Origin of the sequence: Erwinia rhapontici, from assembly GCF_012271765.1 — a bacterium.
GTDB lineage: Bacteria > Pseudomonadota > Gammaproteobacteria > Enterobacterales > Enterobacteriaceae > Erwinia > Erwinia rhapontici.
The window spans coordinates 54051-74982 of sequence record NZ_VRKO01000015.1 but is presented as its reverse complement, the minus strand read 5'-3'; the positions used below and the strand labels follow the sequence as shown (position 1 = coordinate 74982).

Sequence of the window (20932 nt, the reverse complement as noted above, 5' to 3'; positions counted from 1 at the left end):
AGACTGTTTTTTAACCTGAACAGACAATCCTGCCAGCATTTATGGTTAAATCTGGTCTTAATTTAAGTGTGATCTAATTCACATACCCTTTTGACCGGGATTAAAGTTAGCACACTTTTTTTACCTTTCCCGTTGGAGTTATCCTAATTACAACGTGGCCTTGAACTGGCATGAGACGAATCTATATCAAAAAAACCAATATCGAAAGCTATCAAAACCCTTTTGAAATAAAATAGGAGAAATCCCATGATGTTATTTCTTCATAATCCCTTAACTTAAAGCTTGCCATTCCAATCGCGTACTTTGAAACACTGCGCTAATATCTGTACAAAACAGATCCATTGATTAATGCAGTCATTCTCATCCCATTATTGTTAAGAAAGGTAATAGCATTCATGAGAAAGTCACGATATACCGAAGAGCAAATCACCAGCGCCATTAAAGCTTCTGAAAATGGTATCAAGGTGAAAGAAATCTGTGACGAACTGGGCATTTCTGAAGCAACTTTCTACAGTTGGAAAAAGAAATACGCCGGATTGTCCTCAGAAGAAGGAAGGAAAATCAAAGAATTAGAGGAGAAGGTCCACCATATGGAACGTGAGCTCCAGTCGCTATCATCAGACAAAGAGATGCTGCAAAGCGTGCTGAAAAACTTTTTCACCACGAATGACAAACGGCAAGCCGTTAATTTCTTACAGGATACGTTCGACATTGGAACGCGCCGTAGCTGCCGTCTGCTGGATATCAGCCGCAGTGTTTACCATTATCCTTACAATCTTGAAAATCAGTAATTGCTCATCGGCAGCCAATGTCAGGTGTAATAGTACCAAAATAAAATATTCTCAACGCTTATTGAAAAGTTCAGATCGATTTTTTGATGCGGAATTTGACTGATGAGTTAATTGTCATCCCGCTCTATTATTTGGCTGTAACTTATCCAGGCACCAGCTAAAATCTCAATAGCATCAAGGCTTTCAATGCGCGTTTATCTTTGCATACAAAGATAAACGCGCCTTAAGTTAACGTGTCCTTTGCAAAACCCCCCCTCAAGAATTTAGAAAAATCGTTAGCTTTTGTGATCATTCTCTTTTTTATAATGGCTTCTTATTCTCATCGATCACTAATGAATAGCCGGAGAGTGCTACATGGCGACACCCGCGCTCAGCGCGCCACAAAGCGCAATAAGTCAGCAGCAGCACAGATGTTCCCACGGTAAACAGATTAAACTCATTTATCATTTATCAGGATACCCCCCCACCTGTGACCGTTAAATGACGCTTCAACTTATCATTAGCGCCTCTTTCTCTTTCGTCTCCCTACCATAATCGATGATTTTTTATTCATATCATTCGAGTTAATACTGGTCTGATCTGGGAAAAGTCGTCTCAAAAATGAAGGTTTTTGCATTGAGTAGGGAGGGTTTACTGTACAAAAAAAGGCGATATGTGGATTAGCGATAATTCTCATAGCCGAACAATCCCTGCTTATGGCAGGCGATCCGCTGAGTTGATGATAAATAAAGCAGGGAGGATGTGAGTGAAAAGGTGATTTTGATCACATTATTGCGATGAAATCACGGACTGTCGGACCAGCCGGGGCCCTGAACGGCGCCTGACTGAACATCGCCGCGGTCAGTCAGGCTGCGCGCGTTTTTATCCGCGAATATTCAATGGCTTTACTACCGCTTCTGGCTTGATACGCATAGCACTGATTACCCCGATCATCAGGCACAAGATGCCGCATAGCGTCAGCAGTGGCGGCCATGACTGCCGTAACAGGAAGGTGTAAGCCAACCCGGCGAGTATCTCAAACACGATCAACGGACCCACTAAGACCGTGGGTAATCTCTGGCTGGCTTCATTCCAGCACAGCGTCCCCAACCAGGAACAGAACAGCGCAATCGCCAACATCAGCGCAATAAAGACCGCCGGCCGCGGGCCAAACGGGAGGGCAAACGAAACATCGCTAAAATGCAGTTGCCCCATGACCAGCAAATACCCGACCAGCGCCAGCGGCAACGTCACCAGCCCCTGCGCAGTGGCCCAGGTGGCAGGACGAATCGCATGCTGGCGTAACCAGCGGGCATTGCGCAGCGGATACCATGTCCAGCACACCACCGCAGTAAAGGCCAGCGCCATCCCACTCAGATAGCGCCACACGTCGACCGGATGCGTGGCGCCCGTCAGTTCCGCCACATTCACGCACACCAGCCCGACGACGATCAATAACAGGGCCGGAAATAACTTACCCCAGCGCAGATGCCCTTCATCGCGGCCGTAAAACAGATTGGCACTGACCGAGATCACCACTGGCAACGTACCGATAATCATGGTCGATATCGGTGCGCCAGTACGCTGGATCGCTGTTGCCAGACAAGCGTAATAGAGCAGGTTGCCGACCAGCGTCAGTTTGAAAGCCTCCCGCCAGTCACGGCGGGTCAGCGCCGCCAGACGATGGCGATCCTGCCAGGCCAGAGGCAGCGCAATCAGCCCAAAGGCCAGATAGCGGCCCATCGACTGCAGGGTGCCAGGATAGTCAGGCACCAATAGCGGCCCGACAAAAATCAGCCCCCACATCAACCCGGCGCTCAGTGCAAATAAAATACCCGTTAACATCGTCCACTCCGGACAGAGAAAACACCATTATGGGAAAAAGGGAGGTCGGGAGATTGTAGCAAATTGCGGTCAGCGCAACGCGGCACGTACCTGTTTCTGATAGCGCGACGGCGTGATGCCATAGCGCCCGGCAAAACTGCGCGTCAGATGCGCCTGGTCGGTCAGCCCCACAGCCGCGGCCACCTCTGCCGCAGGCAGCCCTGCCCTCAGCAGTTGGCTGGCCTGGTACAACCGGAACGCCATCAGCATCTGATGCGGGGTAACATGATAGTGTGCTTTGAACTGCCGCTGGAAATGGTAAGGGCTGAGAGACACCAGCGCCGCCAGTGTGTCCAGGGTGATACGTTCGTTGAAATGGGCACGCAGATAGTCGCGTACCTGATCGAAACGGTGGCGGGGTTCAGCCGCTAAGGGCCGGGCAATGCGGGCATGAGGACGTAGCAGATCGCACAGCGTGAGCAGCAGGCCATCCGTCGCCAGCGGATCGTCGGCCTGCCACAGGTTTTCCAGCAACCTTGAGAGCTGTGCTGCGCGCTGCGGATCATGGCAGACCGCCTGCTCAAACCACCAGCCCGTTTCTCCGGTTAAGGCAGCAAGACGCTGAGGTTCAATATAGATCATGCGGTATTGCCAGCCGCCCTCCGTGGCGGATTCCCCCGTGTGTAACTCATCGGGATTCATCAATACCAGCGAGTCGACGGGCGCTACATGCTGTACCCCGCGATAACGGAAACGCTCGGCACCCCGATCGATAGTCCCGATGCCGAACGCTTCATGCGTGTGAGGTTCAAACGCGTAGCGGGTAATATGGGCGCGATACAGTTCAACGCCCTGCTGCCCTGAAAGATGACGGAAGCTGGCCCGATCCTGCTCATAGCTGAACTGCTCAGGAACCCCTTCCACAGCCGACTCCATTAAGAAAATGATGAGGGTGTCAGCTTACGATCTTTACCCGCAGCGATCCAGACGCCTTAGATCAAGCCTTCGGCTTTCAGCGCTCGCTGTACTGCAGGGCGTGCTGCCACGCGGCCTGCAAACGCCTGCAATTCAGGCCAGCTGTCGAGCGAGAAGCCAACCACTTTGCTCCAGCCCAGCACGGTAAACAGATAACCATCTGCCACGGTGAACTGCTCACCCTGGAGCCAGGTTTTCCCGGCCAGTGCGGAAGAGAGCCAATCGAGGCGTTTATTGAGTGTCGCCACGGTCGCCTGCTTCCAGTCAGGGGTCTGGGCCGGGTTAAACAACGCACCCATTGGCTTATGCAGTTCCGTTGAGATAAAGCTCAGCCACTCAAGCACTTTGTAACGTTCCGCGGTGCCCGCCGCCGGGATCAGGCCTGCTTCCGGTTTCAGGTCGGCCACATACTGCGCAATCACCGTACCTTCTGTCAGCAGGCTGCCATCATCCAGCAGCAGTGCAGGAATGTAGCCTTTGCTGTTAATGGTCGTGAAGTCAGCGCCGGTTTCGGTTTTTTTCGTTTTAAGATCAACCTTTTCCAGCGTGAACGTTGCCCCAACTTCTTCGAGCGCGATATGCGGGGAGAGCGAGCAGGCACCTGGGGTATAGAACAATTTCATCAGACTTATTCCTTGTTGATTAGAGAGCGTCAGAGTACGCGAGCCAGTCTACGCCGCCTTTAGCGGTTGATGCCACGCATGCTTACAAATCCTGAAGATTAAACGCAAGCCAAACGGCCGCATGGTTGCCTGAAGCATCCCACAGGCATTGACTCACCATTGATTATCGCCGTGGTTGAATACGTTTTTCTTACACCAGGTCGGATAACACATCATGTCAGAAACGTTGACGCTTACGCGCCCGGAGAACGGGTTATCGCTGTTCCAGCACCTGCTTAACGGCAGAATGCTCCCAGGCCCGATCTGGCACAGTACCGCCTGGCGGACCAAATTTTTACTGCGCTCACTGGCCTTTCCTCTGGCCACTCTCCAGCACATGCAGCAGATTGCCACCCTGCCCGTGATGCAGGATGCGCTGCATCTGCAGCCGACCTTGCCCAATAAGATCCACCGGCCTTATCTGCACCTCGGTCTGTCTGCGGGCCAGCGGGTGCAGGTACTGAGCCAGCACTACCGTTTTGTGCAACAGATCCCTTCCCAGGCATTACGCCATGCCATGCTCTCATCACACCCCACCACACTGGCCAGCTTCAGTGGCAAAGAGGGCGAGCATTTTCAGCTCACGCTGACCTGTAATGGCCGCTGCGAGCGTGAGGGTGAAGTGAATATGATGCTGCATGGCGATGGGACGCTGCTGGCGATACTGACGTTCGTCATCGTTGAACGTGACAGCCTGCCGGTGCTGTTGATCGGGGGGATACAGGGCGCACACAGCGATACGCCCCATACGCTGATCCGCTCAGCAACCAAATCCTGTTATGGGCTATTCCCGAAACGTGTCCTGCTGGAAGGGGTATCACTGCTGGCACGGGGCATGGGTATCAGCGCCATTCAGGCCGTCAGCGATCGCGGCCATACGTATCGCAGCCTGCGTTATCGCTTTAAAAAGAAGGCCGTGTTTGTCGCCAGTTATGATGAGTTCTGGCAGTCACTGGATGGCACGCCGCTTTGCCGTCGCCTCTGGCAACTGCCGCTGGCATTCAGCCAGAAAACGATGGAAGAGATCCCCAGTAAAAAACGTGCGGAGTATCGTCGCCGCTATGGGCTAATGGAGAGCCTCAGCGAGCAGTTTATGCGCCTGCACTGAGTGGGATCAGGGGACAGAAGGGGCTTCCTGTTCAACGTCATCAATCTTCCAACCATCGTGATCATGCACCAGCGTGACCAGCAGATGCTGCTGGTCAGCAGGGTCACGCCCGAGGGTGACATCGCCAGAAGCCCGGTTACCGTTTAGCGTAAATCGGCTGACGCTGACATTGTTGACCCAGTTGTCGCTGTAGTCTTGATCCTGGAGGAAATAATCATCGTCCATACCGTCCGGGCTTTTGATCAGCAGATTGATTTTTTTCAGCAGCCGCTCAGTAACATACTCATTTAATAACGGGTCGTGTTCATCAATCGGGCTTTCTTCTTTGTTCAGCGCCGCCAGATACCAGCTGTAAAAGGCCAGGCTGGTGCTCTGGGGATCGTCGTTATGCGCTGCCGCCGCTGCCTGAAAAGCAACGAAAGACACCACCAGCATCAGCAACCACTTTTTCATGCAAACCATCCCGGATAACACCGCTATTCATTTCTGCCACCTGTACGCCGACAGGGCGCCAGTGATTGTATTGAATTTATCCGGCTAAGCCAGCGTCTTCCCCCACACTTTGCCTGCTTTTTTAGTAACTGTTTATCGCAGTGATACGTTTGCACTCAGCCTGCCACACAGGCAGGCTGAGTGCAGCATTGTCATGCCCAGTGCTTCTTCTTACTTGTTTTGCCAATACCCGGGTTGCAGGTGTTGGTCGGGTCGAGCTGATGGAAGTGATGCTGATGCTCGTCGGAGGCGTGGTAGAGATGGCCAATATTGTGCTCGGCCGGGTATTTTGCCCCGCGCTGATCCAGATACGCCAGCACCGCCGCTTTAAACTGCGCGCCATCGACGCCAGGTTTCAGAATGTAGTCCTGGTGATTGACCAGACAGAAGAAGTGGCCACAGCAGGAGTCTTCCAGTACCTGCGCCTGCAACTCTGGCGGCAGGCGGATCAGCCACTGATCGTCATTACGGCGCAACGCCACATCAAAGGCAATCAGCCTGTCGTCGGTATTGATGCCAGCATAGTCGCAGTAGAACACCGTGCAGGCCCCCACGCCAAAACGCACCAGGAAGGCATCCTTCTGTTCCTCTTCAGTACAGTGGAACCATTCCCCATTGCGCGTGGCGAAGAATGCAGTCAGCAGGCGACTCATCGACGCAACTTCATCATGGGCCAGTTTTATCATCAGATGATGTTCATAGCGGCGATGATACGAGAGCAGACGCGGTGCCACGGTAGAAGGCGTGATGCGGTTACCCCACTGGATCAGCCGATCGAGGGTGTTATGCGGCAGTAGCCGGAGTTTTCTCAGCCGCGCATCCCAGCGTGCTTTTTTTGCCATCAGCCCCGGCAGCGCTGCGGGCCCGAGGCGCTTAATCGACAGGAACATATGACGCGCATAGCGCAGGGTCAGCCGGAAAGCGTTGCGGTGGATATACTCCGCCTGAATCGGCAGCGTCTCAAGATTTTCAATCAGATAGCGACGCAGGTCGAGCAGCACCTGCTCATCGTTGGTGCCAATATAGAAGGTGTCTTCCTGCGGGGTAGCGTCGAAGGTGGCAAGGCGCACGGCAAAGACGATCACTTTTCCGGCGCAGCCCGCGCTGTCATGCAGATAGTGCGGATTACCGTTAAAACGCGTCGGGGTGGTGGCATCCACATCTTTGATCACCGCCGCGTAGTCATCGGCCCAGATTTTTCCTTCCCAGTCCGGGGCTGTGCCGGTGGTGTACTCGCCTGCTTCCAGTCGGGTGATCATCTCTTCCGGGGTCTTCCCCAGCTCGATGCCCAGATGGTTGATCAGATGCAGCTGCCCGTCGTCGCTAATCTGCGCAAACAGGGATTTTTCGGTAAACGCCGGGCCGCGTTGTAACAGCGATCCCCCAGAGTTATTACAGATGCCACCGACCACCGATGCGCCGATACAGGAGGAACCGATCACGGAATGCGGTTCTTTGTTCCACGGTTTCAGGCTGGTTTCCAGCTCGGTCAGCGTGCTGCCGGGGAACGCGATAATCTGCTGTGCGTTATCAATTACCTGCACACCCTTGATTTTGCGGGTGCTGACAATCACCACCGGGCGGTCATAGTCATCACCGTGCGGCGTGGAGCCACCGGTCACCCCGGTGTTAGAGGCCTGCATCAGGATAATGATGTCATTTTGCTGGCACACCTTGAGCACCTGCCACAGTTGCAGCAGCGTTTCCGGCAGCACAACGGCCAGCGCATCCCCCTGGCCCACGCGGAAGCCTTTGCAGTAATACGCTTTTTGATAACTGTCGGTGATCAGATTGTCCGGGCCGACCGGATCGCCCAGTTGTTGCAGGATCAGAGTGTGTTGCATGTTATGACTGCCTCTCCATAGCTCATTTTTTTAGCAGCGAGGATTGTACCTGAGGGGGCCGAGTCTGGGCCAGCATGAGAGGGTGAAATTCTGTCATGCTGAGATGTCCACCCTTTATCTTTATAAAAAGCGCGCAAAACGATTTTGTCCACAACGAAGAATTTTTTACGCCCCTTCCTCACGCCCTTTGATGAATAAATAGTTAGTTTTTTTCTGGCTAATAGGAAAAATTATTTTATGCAATTAATATGCACTATTTATGCATATAGAAAACTTTTCCCCTGTTTTTCAAAAACTTGAATGTGATCAAAAAGTGAATAATTACGGACTTTGATGTGTTGACTTTGTTACAACGCAGCGCGAGCATGTGGACCACTTTCCGAATCCATCAGAACGTAACTCCCTGATAATACTATAGGGAAGGGGTGGTTTTGCCTGCGACTCATCAATGTTGAGAGGATGCGATGTCTGACCAAATGGATACACAGCAAAACCTGCATCGCGGCCTCAGTTCGCGCCATATCCAGCTGATCTCGCTGGGCGGCGCAATTGGCACCGGGTTGTTTATGGGGGCAGGCAAAACCATCGCGGTCTCCGGCACCTCGATCCTGATCACCTATGTGGTGGTGGGCTTCTTTATGTATATGGTGATGCGTGCGATGGGTGAGCTGCTGCTCACCCGGCTGGATTACCGTTCATTTGCCGATTTTGTTTCCGACTACCTCGGCCCGAAGGCCAGCTTCTTTCTTGGCTGGTCTTACTGGCTCAGCTGGGTGGTGACCTGCATTGCCGACGTGGTGGTGTGCGGCGGGTATATGCAGTTCTGGCTGCCCGAGCTGTCGCCGTGGATCCCGGCGCTGCTGACCCTGGGGCTGCTGTGTCTGTTTAATTTGCTGTCGGTGAAGATGTTTGGCGAGGCCGAGTTCTGGTTTGCGATTATTAAGGTGATCGCCATTATCGCGCTGATTGTTACCGGCATCTGGATGATTGGCAGCGGCTGGACATCGCCGGATGGCGTCACCGCCTCACTGCATAATCTCAGCGACCCGGCGGTGTTTATGCCGCACGGAATCGTGGGCTTCTTTGCCGGTTTTCAGATCGCGATTTTCTCTTATACCGGCATTGAGCTGTTGGGCACCATGAGTGCCGAAACCAAATCGCCGGAAAAGGTGTTGCCGAAAGCCATCCGGGCAATCCCGCTGCGCATTATTATCTTCTATGTGCTGTCGATGGTGGTGATCATCGCCGTCACCTCCTGGCAGCATATCTCACCGGATACCAGCCCGTTCGTTACGCTGTTTGCTAAAGCCGGGCTGCCTGCCGCCGCGGCCGTGATTAACTTTGTGGCGCTGACGTCGGCGATGTCATCCGCCAACAGCGGCGTCTATTCCAGCACACGTATGCTGTACGGCCTGTCGGTGGAGCAGCACGCCCACTGGCAGTTCCGCATTCTGTCGCGCACCACCCGCATTCCGGTTCGCAGCCTGATGTTCTCCTGCTTCTGTATGTTAAGCGGTACGCTGCTGCTGTTCCTGGTGCCCAACGTGATGACGCTGTTCACCGTGGTGTCCACGCTGGCAGCGATACTGGTGATTTATACCTGGGGGATGATTCTGGTGGCGTATCTGGTGTACCGCAAACGCTGCCCGGAGCTGCACCAGCAGTCGACGTTTAAGATGCCTGCCGGGGTTCTGATGAGCTGGATCACGCTGCTGTTCTTTCTGTTTTCACTGGTGGTCATGGTGTTTGACCGCGATACGCTGATGGCGCTGTGTGCGATGCCGCTGTGGTTTATTTTGCTGGCGTGGGTCTGGCGGGTGAAGCAACGGCGGGAACAGACGGTAATGGCATAAGGGTTATGCAGGTGCAGGATTCGGGGCGACCGAAAAATGGTCACCCCCTACCAGGGACGGGACGTTACAACACGCCCTGTGCCAGCATCGCATCGGCCACTTTTACAAACCCGGCGATATTCGCGCCGTGCACGTAGTGGGTCTGCTTCCCTTCCCCGCCGTGCTCGACGCAGGCGTGATGGATATCCAGCATGATATGTTGCAGACGAATGTCCACCTTCTCGGCTTTCCAGCTCAGACGCGCTGCGTTCTGTGCCATCTCCAGACCGGAAGTTGCCACACCGCCGGCATTCGCCGCTTTCCCTGGGGCAAACAACACACCCGCATCCAGGAACGCATCGGTCGCCTGGATCGTGGTCGGCATATTGGCGCCTTCGGCCACGGCTTTCACACCATTAGCAATCAGCTGACGCGCCGCAGGCAGATCCAGCTCGTTCTGTGTAGCACAAGGTAAGGCGATATCTACCGGTACGCTCCACGGCTGCTGCCCGGCGAGGTAAACCAGCTGACGTTCGCGCGCATAGTCTTCCACGCTGCCGTAACGCACGTTTTTGATTTCAGCCAGATGAGCCAGCTTCTCAGGGGTAAACCCGGCTTCATCCACTACCGTGCCGCGAGAGTCAGACGCCGTCAGCACGCGAGCGCCCAGCTCCATCGCTTTTTCAATGGCGTACTGCGCCACGTTGCCCGCACCGGATACCGAGACCGTGCTGCCTTCAAAGCCCAGACCATGACGTTTTAACATCGCATCGGTGAAGTACACCAGACCGTAGCCGGTGGCTTCCGGGCGGATCAGGCTGCCGCCAAACGACAGGCCTTTACCGGTAAACACGCAGGCCGTGTTGTTTGACAGCTTCTTCATCATCCCGGACATAAAGGCCACTTCACGGCCACCCACGCCGATATCGCCCGCAGGCACATCGGTATCCGGACCAAGGTGACGATACAGTTCGGTCATCAGCGCCTGGCAGAAACGCATCACTTCCGCGTTGCTTTTCCCTTTCGGATTGAAGTCAGAACCGCCTTTCCCGCCGCCCATCGGCAACGTGGTCAGCGCATTTTTAAACGTCTGCTCAAACCCGAGGAATTTCAGGATCGACAGGTTGACTGACGGATGGAAACGCATCCCGCCTTTATACGGGCCAATCGATGAACTGAACTGCACGCGCCATGCGCGATTCACCTGTACCTGACCTTTGTCATCCGTCCAGGCCACGCGGAACTGGATCACACGTTCCGGTTCCACCAGGCGTTCCAGCAGGCTCTGTTCCTGATATTGCGGGTTACGCTCCAGGAATGGCCACAGTGAGGTGAATACTTCGCGTACGGCTTGCAGGTATTCAGGCTGGTGCGGATCGCGCTGCTGAACGGAGGTGAGAAACGACTCCAGAGAGTGAAAAGCTGTCATGACGAATTCCTTGTGCGTAATGGTCTGACCCTGATGTTGTTATTGTTAGGGTAATCAGAGAGATGATGTTGTGTCTCAGCGACTATATCATTGGCTTTGCGCTGTACAACAAAAAACTTATGACCTGCAAAACACAGGGTAATGAGGCCAATAAGGCGCCAGGCAGCGAAAACACTGAACGGAAGCGCAAAACCACGACGAACAGCCATAAGAAAAAGTTATTACAGGCCCGCATTTCATCAACGTTGATGATTAGAAGCGGTCAGAAGAGAGCAACGGAGAACAAAATAACCCGCTAAAACAGAAAATGAATATGACACTTTTATTACAGTCATCAATCTCCGGCTATTTCCCCCGCAGTTTTATGTTTTATTTCACGAGCGCCGTCATTATTTATGTATAAATGTAAACTTAAGAAATGTGAGTTGCCTCATCGTAATCAGCTGTGATTCCATCGACCCTCCAGAAATTGTGCTCTGACGACCTGAGAAATAATGATGAACCATGATAATGATAATATTCAGGGAAAGCCGATCGCATTGTTACTGATTAATGAACATTCCCGGAATGGCAAAGCCAATAAACAGCAGGTGTTATCCCTGCTCAGCGCAGAGGGAATTCAGGTGGTTGAACCTGAAGCCAGCGACCGTCGCGACAGCAGCGAGATCATCCTCGACTACGCTGACCGCATCGATTTGGTGATCGTTGGTGGGGGCGATGGCAGCCTGAACGCTGCCGCGAAAGGGCTGATGCGCAGCGGCCTGCCGCTGGGTGTGTTGCCACTCGGCACCGCCAATGATTTCGCCCGCACCATCGGCATCACCAACGATCTGGCTCAGGCCGTGAAGGTGATCGCCGCCGGGCACCAGCGCCCTATCGACCTGGGTGAAGTGAACGGACACCTGTTTTTTAACGTCTCCAGCATCGGGTTTTCCGCCACGCTGGCCCACCATTTGACCGCTGAATCGAAGAAGCGCTGGGGGACTTTTGGCTACGCGCTGGCGGCCTTTAAACTGCTTAAACAGAGCCGCCCGTTCAGCGCCACGCTGGAGCATGACGGCATCACCGAGAAGGTCAAAACCGTGCAGGTTTCCGTGGGTAACGGCCGCTTTTACGGCGGCGGCATGACGGTGGAACAGAGTGCGGCACCCGACGATGGTCGCCTGGATGTTTACAGCCTGGAAGTGGCGCACTGGTGGGAGATGATCGCCCTGCTGCCCGCGCTGCGGCGCGGCACACACGGGCGCTGGCGTAAAGTGCGTACGCTATCCACCACCGCCATGACGCTGAGTACGCGGCGTCCTCATGATATTAACGCCGACGGTGAACTGATTGGGCAGACGCCTGCCCGGTTTGCCATCAAGGCACATGCCATTACTGTTTTTTCTCCGTCGCAAGCGACGTCGGTTTAATAAGGGTTATTTCTATGAACAAATTTGGCATTCTCGCATTAACCGCCATGATCACCTTAATTTCAGCCTGTGATGATGCAACCAAAGAAAATATTAAAGAAGAAGCCGACAAACGCACAAGCAGCCTGGTGGAATCGGCACAAACGCAGTGGGATGAAACCCGTAAACAGGCAACGGATCTGGCCGATGCAAAAGTGGCGGAACTAAACGCTGCGCAGCCATTAGAAGAGGCGAAGAAAAAAATGAATGAGCTGGGTGAGATGAAGCTGTCTGACTTTATTTCGGGCGGTGGGGAAGAGAAAGAAGGTGAGGAAGCGGAGTCAGAGAATAACTGATTTTTGTCCTTCTCTGAATTTCCTTCGTATGTTTACTTTGTCGATACAGCGGTTTTTCACTGCTGCTTTGGTGGGTTAACCCCCTCAGCAGAACCGGAGGTGATGCAGCCACTGCGCCATCTCTGCCCGAAGTTCTCAGTACATAAGACCGAGTTTATCCAGGTGATCGCGGGGGTGCAGAAGCGGACGGCTAAGATATAACTGACTGGTTATCAGGTAAAATCCCGGCAGGTGGCTGGGATTTTTAGCTTATGGCAAAATACTTAATATATGTTGTAGCCATTTTTTTACTGTAAAGCCATCTGAGGTCGGATCATAATATCCATGGTTACCAACTATAAAACTGTCTGGTAACTCATCACTACTAATCAGTAAAAATTTAATTTCCTGCTCAAGAGCACTAACTCTTTTAGGAGATTCTCTTGCTACAAAAGATCTGATTACATCATCAGATTCGGGAGCATCTAAAAACCAATCCTGATGGAAGTAAGCACCTAATAAATATGTAACGTTTTCAACTTTCATATTAATTACCATAATCATTTTGGATATGCCGTATGTACCCCGCCCAGCAGCGCATAATTTGCTTTCTCCGCCGCGCTCAGTTCGCTGTACTGCTTATCCTGCGTCGTCAGGGTCTTGACCACCCCCGCCAGATAAGGGGCCGCACCTTGCTCCAGCGCCTTTTGCGCCCGCTCCTCAAGCCCGGCCTGACGCGATTTATCGCCCAGTGCCGCCGTGGCCTCACGCGTGGCTTTGGTCGCCTCGTGGGTGTTGTAGATATCCAGCGCCTGCGCGGCGATATCGCTCACCAGCTGCGCCTGCTGCAGCCGCTTCTGCTCTTTCTCTTTGTTAAAGATCGGGGTAATGCTGCCGTCGTTGGCGTGCTCCGTATCGCGGTTCAGGGTGCTGACGTCCTGCTGCTGCTTCGCCGTATCACGCACGGTGATGCTGCCTTCGCTGACCGCCGCTTTGGTGGTCCCCTCCGCGTGCCCTTCACTACCCGAACCGGATATCGGCAGGGCGCTGACGTTGCTTAAAAGATTGGCCCCTATTGGTCCACCGCTGTTAAAGCCCACGCTCTGATGCTCGGTTTTGTAATCAGCCTGATTATGAATATCTGACCAACCCAGCGTTCCGGTATCAAGGCTGTTTTTATCCGCCGTGGCCGTTGAGGCGATCACCGCCCCGTCCAGCTGCGTGTGCTCACCTACTTTAATAGCATAGCCGCCGCTGCCTGCGAACAGCCCGGTCTGCTCCTTCACCGAGTCAAAATCACTGTTCATCTTGTCGCGGTTGGCGTTGATATTCACCGATCCGGTCATGGATCCAAAGGTGAAGCTCCCACCCGCGCTGACATTCTGCTGCTTTGCATCGTAGCTGTCACTGTCCTGCTGCGAGGCAAGCGTCAGGTTACGTCCGACATCAGCGGTCACGGTTTCACCGCTGACCTGTGCGCCTTTCAGCGTGGTGTCGCGCCCGCTGTTCAGGCTGACCACGCTGCCCGCGTCCAGGGTGGTTTCACTATGCGTCAGGCCCTTCCCTTTCTCATGGCCTTTACCGGCATTGACGCTCGCCGATACGCTGATGCCCCAGCCGCCAGAGCCCACTCCGATCCCGATGCCAACGCTGCCGCCCTTACTGCTGTTTTTACCGTCGGTGCTTTCGGTATTCTGCGCCGACACCAGATGGATATCGCGACTGGCGTCCAGCGACAGATCTTTACCCGCCTTAAGCTGGCTACCTGCAATGTTGATATCGCCGCTGTCAGGCCCTTTACCTTTTCCAGTGGCGGTGATCGACAGGTTTTGCCCGGCGTTCAGGGTGCTACCCTGCGACTGGCTGCTTTTGATGGTCGTCTCACTCTTTGACGACTGGCTGCCATAAGAGAGATTCACCCCCACCGTATTGGTGGCGCCTTTTTCTGCCCCATCGGCGCCTTTCTCCACGCCATTTGCTGCATTTTTTGCATCGGCCGCTTCCGTTACAGCATTGTCATGATCCCAGGCCTGCGCCCCCTGCACCCCGGACAGCACCGCTTTCGTTCCCTGGAGTGCCTGCAGGCGTCCGTCGCCCTCTTTCCTTGCCTGCTGCGCGGTGCTGACCGCGGTATTCAGCGCGCTGCCCACCGCCCCGGAGAGGGCCAGGGTGAAGCCGCTCTGCTTCGATTCGAAGGTTTCAGTACTGGTGCGTTTATCGTAGCCCGGATCTATCTGCACGCTGTCGCCGGTGATGGCAATATCTTTGCCCGCAACCACATCGGCACCGCCGATATGCGCCCGGTTGCCTGCGGTGATGCTGACATTGCCCTGGCTGCTGCCCACGGTGCTGACGCTCTGGCTCTGCGTGGTGCCGTTCTCATCTATCTGATGACGTGTTGACTGGCTGCCAATGGTAAAGCCGATACCGCCGCTGCCCAGCAGTCCTTTCTTTTTCTTCTCTTCCAGAAGATAGTGCGATTCCGTCTCCGTAGCCGCGACGATATCCACATTGTTGCCGGCGGCAAGAGTGACATCGTTATCAGCAGCGATGGCCGATCCCACTACCGCCAGGTCGCGTCCGGCAGTGATGCTGACGCTTTCCCCGCTGAGCAGCGAGCCCTGTTCAAGCGTTGAACGGTCGTCTTTGACCGTACGGGTGGTTTTTTTCGACAGGAACTTTTTCCTCACACTCCTCTCTTCCGAGAACTGCGATTCGCGGTCGGTGGCGCTGTTAATCACCACGTCCCGTTTCGCCTGCAGCGCAATCGCGCCTTCCTCGCTGTGCAGGGTGCTGCCCGCGACTGCAATATCGCCTTCACGAGCGATTACCGTCACGCCTTTCTCGCCGCTGAAGGTGCTGCCGATGCCGCTGTCGCGCACCGTCTCCATCTCACGCTGGATTTTGGTTTTGCCTTCGCGTTTCTTTTCGCTGTCCTGGTCGATGACAACCTGGCGCGCTTCTTTGATGATCACATCCTGCGCGCTCACGCCGATGCTACCTTTCTCGCTGTCCACCTGCGCGCCTTCCACCCGCAGGTTTTTACCGGCCACCAGCGTCACGCCCTGATCACCGCTCAGGGTGCTGAGCAACAGACGATCTTCCTGACGGGTGTTACGCACCGATGAGGTACTGCTGTTCGCTTTCAGGTGGGTGGTATTGGTGGTGGTTTCTGCCAGCAGTTTTATCTCACCGCCCGCCTGCAGCTGGGTGGTGCCGCCCGCTTTCACCTGGCTGCCCTGCAGGGTAATGTCCTGCCCGGCATTCAGGTTGAGGTTGCCCCCGGCATTCAGCGAACTGCCCAGCGCCTGCTGCCATTCACCGCTCACCTGTGCCTTACGTGAGCCGGCGTCTTCCATACCGGCGCGTGTCCGGTTACCCATCGCCCCGGAAATCACCTCAAGGCTGGCGGTGTGGCTGCTGCGGGCCGCGCCAATCTCCAGGCTGTTTTGCGCACTCAGGCTGAGGTTCTGTGTGGCATCCAGCTTCGCCCCCTGCAGTTTCACATCGGTGCCGCTCAGGCTGATGTCACTGGCGCTCATCGAGGCCTGGCGCAGGGCATCCTGAAGGTTGGTGCTTAAGGTCAGGTGAGTGGCCTGTACGTTAATACTGTCAGCACGAATATCGCCGCCCTGGTGCAGGAACTGGTCGGCATCAATCTTCAGCGCCTGGTCAGCCACCAGGTTCCCGGCATTGCTGAGGCTGTTAGCCGAGAGTTGCAGGTTGCCACCGGCGATCAGCGCCCCGTCACCGGACAGGCGCACGGTATTGTTGGCCAGATAGACTTTAGGCACCCAGACCGTCTGCGGGCCTTCTGCGCTATCGACCGTTTCACTCACCAGCCAGACGATGTCCTGTTGTAACGCGGCTATCTGTGCTGGCGTCAGCGCCACGCCAGGCACCAAGTGGAAGTCCTGTGCCACTTTGCTGCCGTTGTTCATCAGGTTCTGATACTGCGCCATGGCATCGTCTCCCTTCTCCGACGGCCGTCCGGTCAGCGCCAGCATCTGCTCACGGACCAGACGCTGCTCGTAGAAGCCATCGCCCAGGCGCTTGATCACCAGCGCCGGATCGTATCCCACCCGGTCGAGCAGGTAATCACTGCTGATAAACTTGCTGCGGCTGGTAAAGCGCTCGTCGGTCACCACCAGGAAAGGGCTGCCTTTGGCCGTATCCTGGCGGAACAGGCCGTTATTGGGAATGGAGGTCGCCACACGATCGAGCTGCTGTTGATTCGCCAGCGCCAGTTCACCCGGCGTCAGCGGCTGGGTGCCGTCCTCGTTGGCCGTCAGCGGGTTACGTTCCCACTCTTCGCGCCCGGCTTGCGCTGCTTTCTCCGCCGCTGCCACGCTGCTGATTTGCGCCTGATTGACTGTGACGTTCTCAATGCTGGCGCCCTGGATCGTCACCGAGCCATTGCCCGTCATAATGGCATCAATGGTGGTCAGCGCGGTGGTCTCATCGCGATTGAAGGTGGGATACCAGTGGTTAGTGTCACGATCGTAGTGGTCGACGATATGTTCCTGGCGGCGTTCGTTAACCGAATAGCCTTTATTGACGATATTTTTCGCGCCTGCAACATTCAGATCCCCGTTCGCGCTGAGGGTGCTGGCATCATTAAGCAGCTGCCCGGCCACACGCAGCACCATATTGCCGCCCGCCAGAATATGCGCACCGACACCCGCAGACACCAGTTTGTCACGGGTTACCGTGCCAGTGACCGTACGCTCACGCAGGTTGTTGTAATCGCTGACGTACGGTGCATCGGCAATATCAAGATGTTTGTTCGGATCCCACTGTTCCAGCCGCCCCTGGTCGTGTTCTCGCCAGACGGTGTTTTGATACGGTGTTGGCACCGTATTCTGGCGATAGCCACGCGTTTCATAGAACGTCATGGCATAGCTGCCATCCGCATTCGGCTTCAGGGCCAGGTAGTTGACCCACAGATTCGTCATCACCCCTTGACTGTTTTTCACCCGCACCTGGGCGCGTTTGGACCCGGCATCGATAGCCGGCAAGGTGCCGTAGCGATTGCTGGCAGCAGCCGCGTCATCCTTAAAGGTGAGCCGCTGGGTGGTTGGCGTCATGGTGTTTTTGTTGCGACCAACATCTGAACCATATGAGCGCCAGTAATAGTTGTAGCGATGCCAGCTGTAGTCACTGCTGGCCGCATTACGGGCGATATTCAACCCTTCGCGCAGGTTGTTCAGGCGTTTGGCCTCCACCGTCACATCACCGTCCGCTTCGATGCTGCTGGCGCGATTTTCAATCAGATCATCACTGCCCAGGAAGAGGCTGCCGCTGCTGTAGAGCAGGCCGCCATCGCGGTTCGTCAGGCGTTCCCCGCTATGCAGATCCAGACGGTCGGTCGCCGCGATTACCGCAGCATTACCGTGGTTGTCGATCACCCGGCCACGCACGATGATGTTATCGCCGATCAGGGTCGCCGGGTTGTCCAGCGTATCCACGTTCAGCGTCATGCTGTCGGCTTCCAGTCGCCCACGGTTAAGCAGCAAGCCGGTCGTCAGGTGCAGCGTTTTACCGACCAGCGATCCCTGATTCGTGAAATCCTGGCTGTTAACGATCAGGCCGCCAGGCAGTAGCCAATCCGTCAGGTTGGTCAGCACGCCCGCCACGGAAAGCGTAACAGTGCCGTTGCTGCTGAGGGTGTCGCCCGCACGGTGAGTGTAATCCTGGCGGACCGCGAGATTCAGATCCTGCTGGCTGAGCAGCGTACCGCCCTGGTTGTTGAGAGTGTGGGTCTGAACGCTTAATGTTGCGCCGCTTTGCACCACGCCGCCCTGATTGATCAGATCGAGCGCGGGAACTCCGGCACTGCGTGCGCCCGGATTGCCGCCCTGGATCGTCAGCGCCTGATTCGCCACAACACGTCCCTGGCGGTTATCCAGCGTCTCCAGCAGTGAAAGGGTGAGCGTTCCTGCACTCTGTACACTCCCGGCGCGGTTATCCAGCGTGCGGGCCGTCACATCGGTGTCCGTGGTACCCAGCAGCAGCCCGCCGTCACGGTTATTCAACCGATCCGCCTGTACGGTCAGCGCCTGCTGGCTGCTGATTTTTCCCTGATCCTGATTATTCAACTGCGTCGTATGCACGTCCAGCGCCCGCGTTGCAACCAGCTGGCCGCCCTGGTTGTTGACCTCATTGGCCTCAATCGCCAGTGCATCGCCGCTATGAAGCTTGCCCTGCTGATTATTCAACGTGGCAACATGGTACACACCCTTGCCATAGCTGATCAGCGTGCCGTCCGGGTTATCCAGCTGCTGCGCGGTCAGTTCCAGCCCTGCGCCGCTGCTGAACAGCCCCTGGCGGTTATTAATGTGGTTGGCCACAATGCGCTGATCGTCGCTGCTCCTCACCGTGCCGCCCTGATTGTCCAGCGCGTTATTCACCGTCAGATCAAGCTGCTGGTCGCTGAAGATCAGGCCACCGCGGTTGCCCAGGCCGCCCTCGACCGCCAGCGTCAGATTACCGTTGCTACCCAGAGCGCCATGGGTGTTATCCAGCAAACCGCTGACCTGCCAGTGCTGCGCCGTATCATTGAGTGCCACCAGCCGTCCATTCTGGTTGGTCAGCGTAGCGCTGGTCAGGCTCAACTGCCGGGCTTCAATGCTGCCATCGGTATTATCCAGCTGGCCAGAAAGGGCAAAACGGCTTTCCCCTTCTCCGGTCTGCGACCAGATGCCACGCTGTACGGAGAGACTATCCGCGTTAATATCCCAGCGGCCCGCGCTCACCTGCGCCTGCTGCGCCGCAACGCTCCCTGCGGTGTTAACGATCAGCTCGGCGCTGTCCACTTTGGCATTTTTTAATGCTACGCCTGCCGCCTGCGCACGGATGTCGGCACGGCGGGCAGCCAGCGTACTCTGGCTGAGATCAACCCGTTGCCCGCTGACCTTCACGTCCTTTTTGCTCAACAGCTTGCCGCTGGCCTGGATATCGCCCTGGCTGGTCAGCGTAAGATCCGCATCCTGCGTCAGGACACTGTTCGCATCACTGCCTGCCAGCAGGTTACCGTTGCTGGTTATACCGCGTTTTGCTTTCAGTGTGACGTCGCCCGCCGCTGCCAGAGTGCCGGACTGTTTCACATCACCTTCGCGGCTGTCGACGGACAGCGTGCCACCGCTGTGCAGTTTGCCGTGGTGTTCAATGCTGTCCCGGGCCGCCAGCTGAATATCCCCGCCCGCTTCGGTCACCGCCTCCTGTTTGCCAGACTGCCAGGTGAGTTTACCTTCGCTGCTCACTGTCAGCGTTTTCTCAGCCTGAATGTGCCCGCCCTGGTTGCGCACGCCGACGCCCGCTTCCGTCCCGATCATGCGAATATGGCCGCTGTACATGCCGCCCATCTGTCCCATGTCGATCGCCAGTTCAGGCGCCTTGCCGTCGGTGGCCAGCGCACTCACCGTTTTCGCGTCTGCGCTGATGCGGTTCCGGCCTGCGACCACGTTGAGCCCCTGTTTCGCCCACACGCCCGCATTCACGTCGACTGCACGCGCCAGCACGTCAACGTATTCCGTATCATGCCGGGCATCGCCATTCAGCCCGCCGCCTTCAATACGCACGGTGCCGCGCTCCACCTGATAACCCGCCAGGCTGCCATCGGCGTTCAACTGAGTTTTACCGGTCGTCAGCGTCATGCGCCCGGCGTTGATGGTGCCGCAGCCATTGCAGACGATCCCCGCCGGGTTGGCGACAATGACCTGCGCACGCCCGCCTGCGACTTCAAGGAAGCCGCGCAGTTCGCTGGGGTTGCTGCTGTTCACTTCGTTAAGAATCACCCGCGCCGGGGCTGAATTCAGCTTAAGATTCGGGTTACCCTGGATCATCCCCGCCAGTTGGGTCGAGGTCATCGACGCGGAGTTATTGAGGATCGCCCCGCGTTTATCAACGTCAAACTGGCGGTACTGGTTATGCGATACCCCGGAGCGGTTCGGCGCGGCGATGTTCACCTGTGGCAGTCCGTTCTGCGTGGCGATCACCTGCGGGCGCTGGCCCGCAGGTGCCGAGCCGTCGGCAACAATCCCAGCGGCGATCGTCGGCGCGGCAAACAGTGACAGGCCGAGCATCCAGACCACCCGACGTACCGTCACCCACAGACGCGGCGCGCCGATGCCACGGCTCTGGCCGGGCTCGCTGCTGCAACTGCGGGCCAGTTCGGACACCACGCGCAGCTCCCCGTGAGTGCGGCTGAAGATAAGGCGATAGCAATGTTTGTTCATAGAAGTCGTCCCTGAAAGAGCACTGTCCGTTCA

At 55.8% G+C, this 20932-nt stretch carries 13 protein-coding genes; 5 read left to right on the top strand and 8 right to left on the bottom strand.

Annotated elements, in window-relative coordinates; translation table 11 throughout:
- Positions 1–395: 395 nt before the first annotated feature.
- Entirely contained in the window at positions 396–791 is a 396-nt protein-coding gene (locus FVB43_RS15950) for a transposase (RefSeq protein ID WP_133842654.1), read from the top strand.
- 861 nt (positions 792–1652) lie between these two features.
- Here the strand turns inward: FVB43_RS15950 and FVB43_RS15945 are convergent.
- The 3 genes from FVB43_RS15945 to gstA form a co-directional block, all read right to left on the bottom strand.
- Complete coding sequence (locus FVB43_RS15945; RefSeq protein WP_133842656.1) at positions 1653–2615, bottom strand: DMT family transporter; 963 nt, start codon at positions 2613–2615, stop codon at positions 1653–1655.
- Positions 2616–2684: 69 nt separating this feature from the next.
- On the bottom strand, positions 2685–3518 hold the full coding sequence (locus FVB43_RS15940) for an AraC family transcriptional regulator (RefSeq protein WP_133842658.1): 834 nt from the start codon (positions 3516–3518) through the stop codon (positions 2685–2687).
- 68 nt (positions 3519–3586) lie between these two features.
- On the bottom strand, positions 3587–4192 hold the full coding sequence (gene gstA / locus FVB43_RS15935; RefSeq protein WP_133842660.1) for a glutathione transferase GstA: 606 nt from the start codon (positions 4190–4192) through the stop codon (positions 3587–3589).
- 214 nt (positions 4193–4406) lie between these two features.
- On the opposite strand from gstA, the gene FVB43_RS15930 reads away from it, so the two are divergent.
- Positions 4407–5339 carry a VirK/YbjX family protein gene (locus tag FVB43_RS15930; RefSeq protein ID WP_159336753.1) on the top strand — a complete coding sequence of 311 codons (933 nt, stop codon included), beginning with the start codon at positions 4407–4409 and terminating at the stop codon, positions 5337–5339.
- Positions 5340–5345: 6 nt separating this feature from the next.
- Here the strand turns inward: FVB43_RS15930 and FVB43_RS15925 are convergent, their stop codons facing one another.
- Together FVB43_RS15925 and dld are read right to left on the bottom strand one after the other, a co-directional pair.
- On the bottom strand, positions 5346–5792 hold the full coding sequence (locus FVB43_RS15925; protein ID WP_167864294.1) for a DUF3828 domain-containing protein: 447 nt from the start codon (positions 5790–5792) through the stop codon (positions 5346–5348).
- A 191-nt stretch (positions 5793–5983) separates the two neighbouring features.
- The gene (gene dld, locus FVB43_RS15920; RefSeq protein ID WP_133842666.1) at positions 5984–7675 is read right to left on the bottom strand and encodes a D-lactate dehydrogenase; all 1692 of its coding nucleotides are present in this window, start codon (positions 7673–7675) and stop codon (positions 5984–5986) included.
- Between the two features lie 464 nt (positions 7676–8139).
- On the opposite strand from dld, the gene FVB43_RS15915 reads away from it, so the two are divergent.
- A complete protein-coding gene (locus FVB43_RS15915; RefSeq protein ID WP_133842668.1) occupies positions 8140–9528 on the top strand; it encodes an amino acid permease in 1389 nt (462 codons plus the stop codon).
- A gap of 64 nt (positions 9529–9592) precedes the next feature.
- On the opposite strand, the gene gdhA is transcribed toward FVB43_RS15915, so the two are convergent.
- Positions 9593–10936 (bottom strand): NADP-specific glutamate dehydrogenase, encoded by a 1344-nt coding sequence (gdhA, locus tag FVB43_RS15910; protein ID WP_133842670.1) that lies wholly within the window; start codon positions 10934–10936, stop codon positions 9593–9595.
- A 497-nt stretch (positions 10937–11433) separates the two neighbouring features.
- Between gdhA and FVB43_RS15905 the strand changes: the two genes are divergently transcribed.
- Complete coding sequence (locus FVB43_RS15905) at positions 11434–12348, top strand: lipid kinase (protein ID WP_133842754.1); 915 nt, start codon at positions 11434–11436, stop codon at positions 12346–12348.
- 14 nt (positions 12349–12362) lie between these two features.
- Positions 12363–12683, top strand: coding sequence for a hypothetical protein (locus FVB43_RS15900; RefSeq protein WP_133842672.1), 321 nt, complete (start codon positions 12363–12365; stop codon positions 12681–12683).
- Positions 12684–12932: 249 nt separating this feature from the next.
- Here the strand turns inward: FVB43_RS15900 and FVB43_RS15895 are convergent, their stop codons facing one another.
- Positions 12933–13208: a contact-dependent growth inhibition system immunity protein gene (locus tag FVB43_RS15895; protein ID WP_167864293.1), complete on the bottom strand. Its 276-nt coding sequence runs from the start codon at positions 13206–13208 to the stop codon at positions 12933–12935.
- A 14-nt stretch (positions 13209–13222) separates the two neighbouring features.
- Positions 13223–20899, bottom strand: coding sequence for a hemagglutinin repeat-containing protein (locus FVB43_RS15890; protein WP_167864292.1), 7677 nt, complete (start codon positions 20897–20899; stop codon positions 13223–13225).
- Positions 20900–20932: the final 33 nt, after the last annotated feature.

Coding starts and splice junctions, on each gene's coding strand:
- FVB43_RS15950 (WP_133842654.1), top strand. CDS start 396: ATGAGAAAGTCACGATATACCGAAGAGCAAATCACCAGCGCCATTAAA.
- FVB43_RS15945 (WP_133842656.1), bottom strand. CDS start 2,615: ATGTTAACGGGTATTTTATTTGCACTGAGCGCCGGGTTGATGTGGGGG.
- gstA (WP_133842660.1), bottom strand. CDS start 4,192: ATGAAATTGTTCTATACCCCAGGTGCCTGCTCGCTCTCCCCGCATATC.
- FVB43_RS15930 (WP_159336753.1), top strand. CDS start 4,407: ATGTCAGAAACGTTGACGCTTACGCGCCCGGAGAACGGGTTATCGCTG.
- FVB43_RS15925 (WP_167864294.1), bottom strand. CDS start 5,792: ATGAAAAAGTGGTTGCTGATGCTGGTGGTGTCTTTCGTTGCTTTTCAG.
- dld (WP_133842666.1), bottom strand. CDS start 7,675: ATGCAACACACTCTGATCCTGCAACAACTGGGCGATCCGGTCGGCCCG.
- FVB43_RS15915 (WP_133842668.1), top strand. CDS start 8,140: ATGTCTGACCAAATGGATACACAGCAAAACCTGCATCGCGGCCTCAGT.
- gdhA (WP_133842670.1), bottom strand. CDS start 10,936: ATGACAGCTTTTCACTCTCTGGAGTCGTTTCTCACCTCCGTTCAGCAG.
- FVB43_RS15905 (WP_133842754.1), top strand. CDS start 11,434: ATGAACCATGATAATGATAATATTCAGGGAAAGCCGATCGCATTGTTA.
- FVB43_RS15900 (WP_133842672.1), top strand. CDS start 12,363: ATGAACAAATTTGGCATTCTCGCATTAACCGCCATGATCACCTTAATT.
- FVB43_RS15895 (WP_167864293.1), bottom strand. CDS start 13,208: ATGAAAGTTGAAAACGTTACATATTTATTAGGTGCTTACTTCCATCAG.
- FVB43_RS15890 (WP_167864292.1), bottom strand. CDS start 20,899: ATGAACAAACATTGCTATCGCCTTATCTTCAGCCGCACTCACGGGGAG.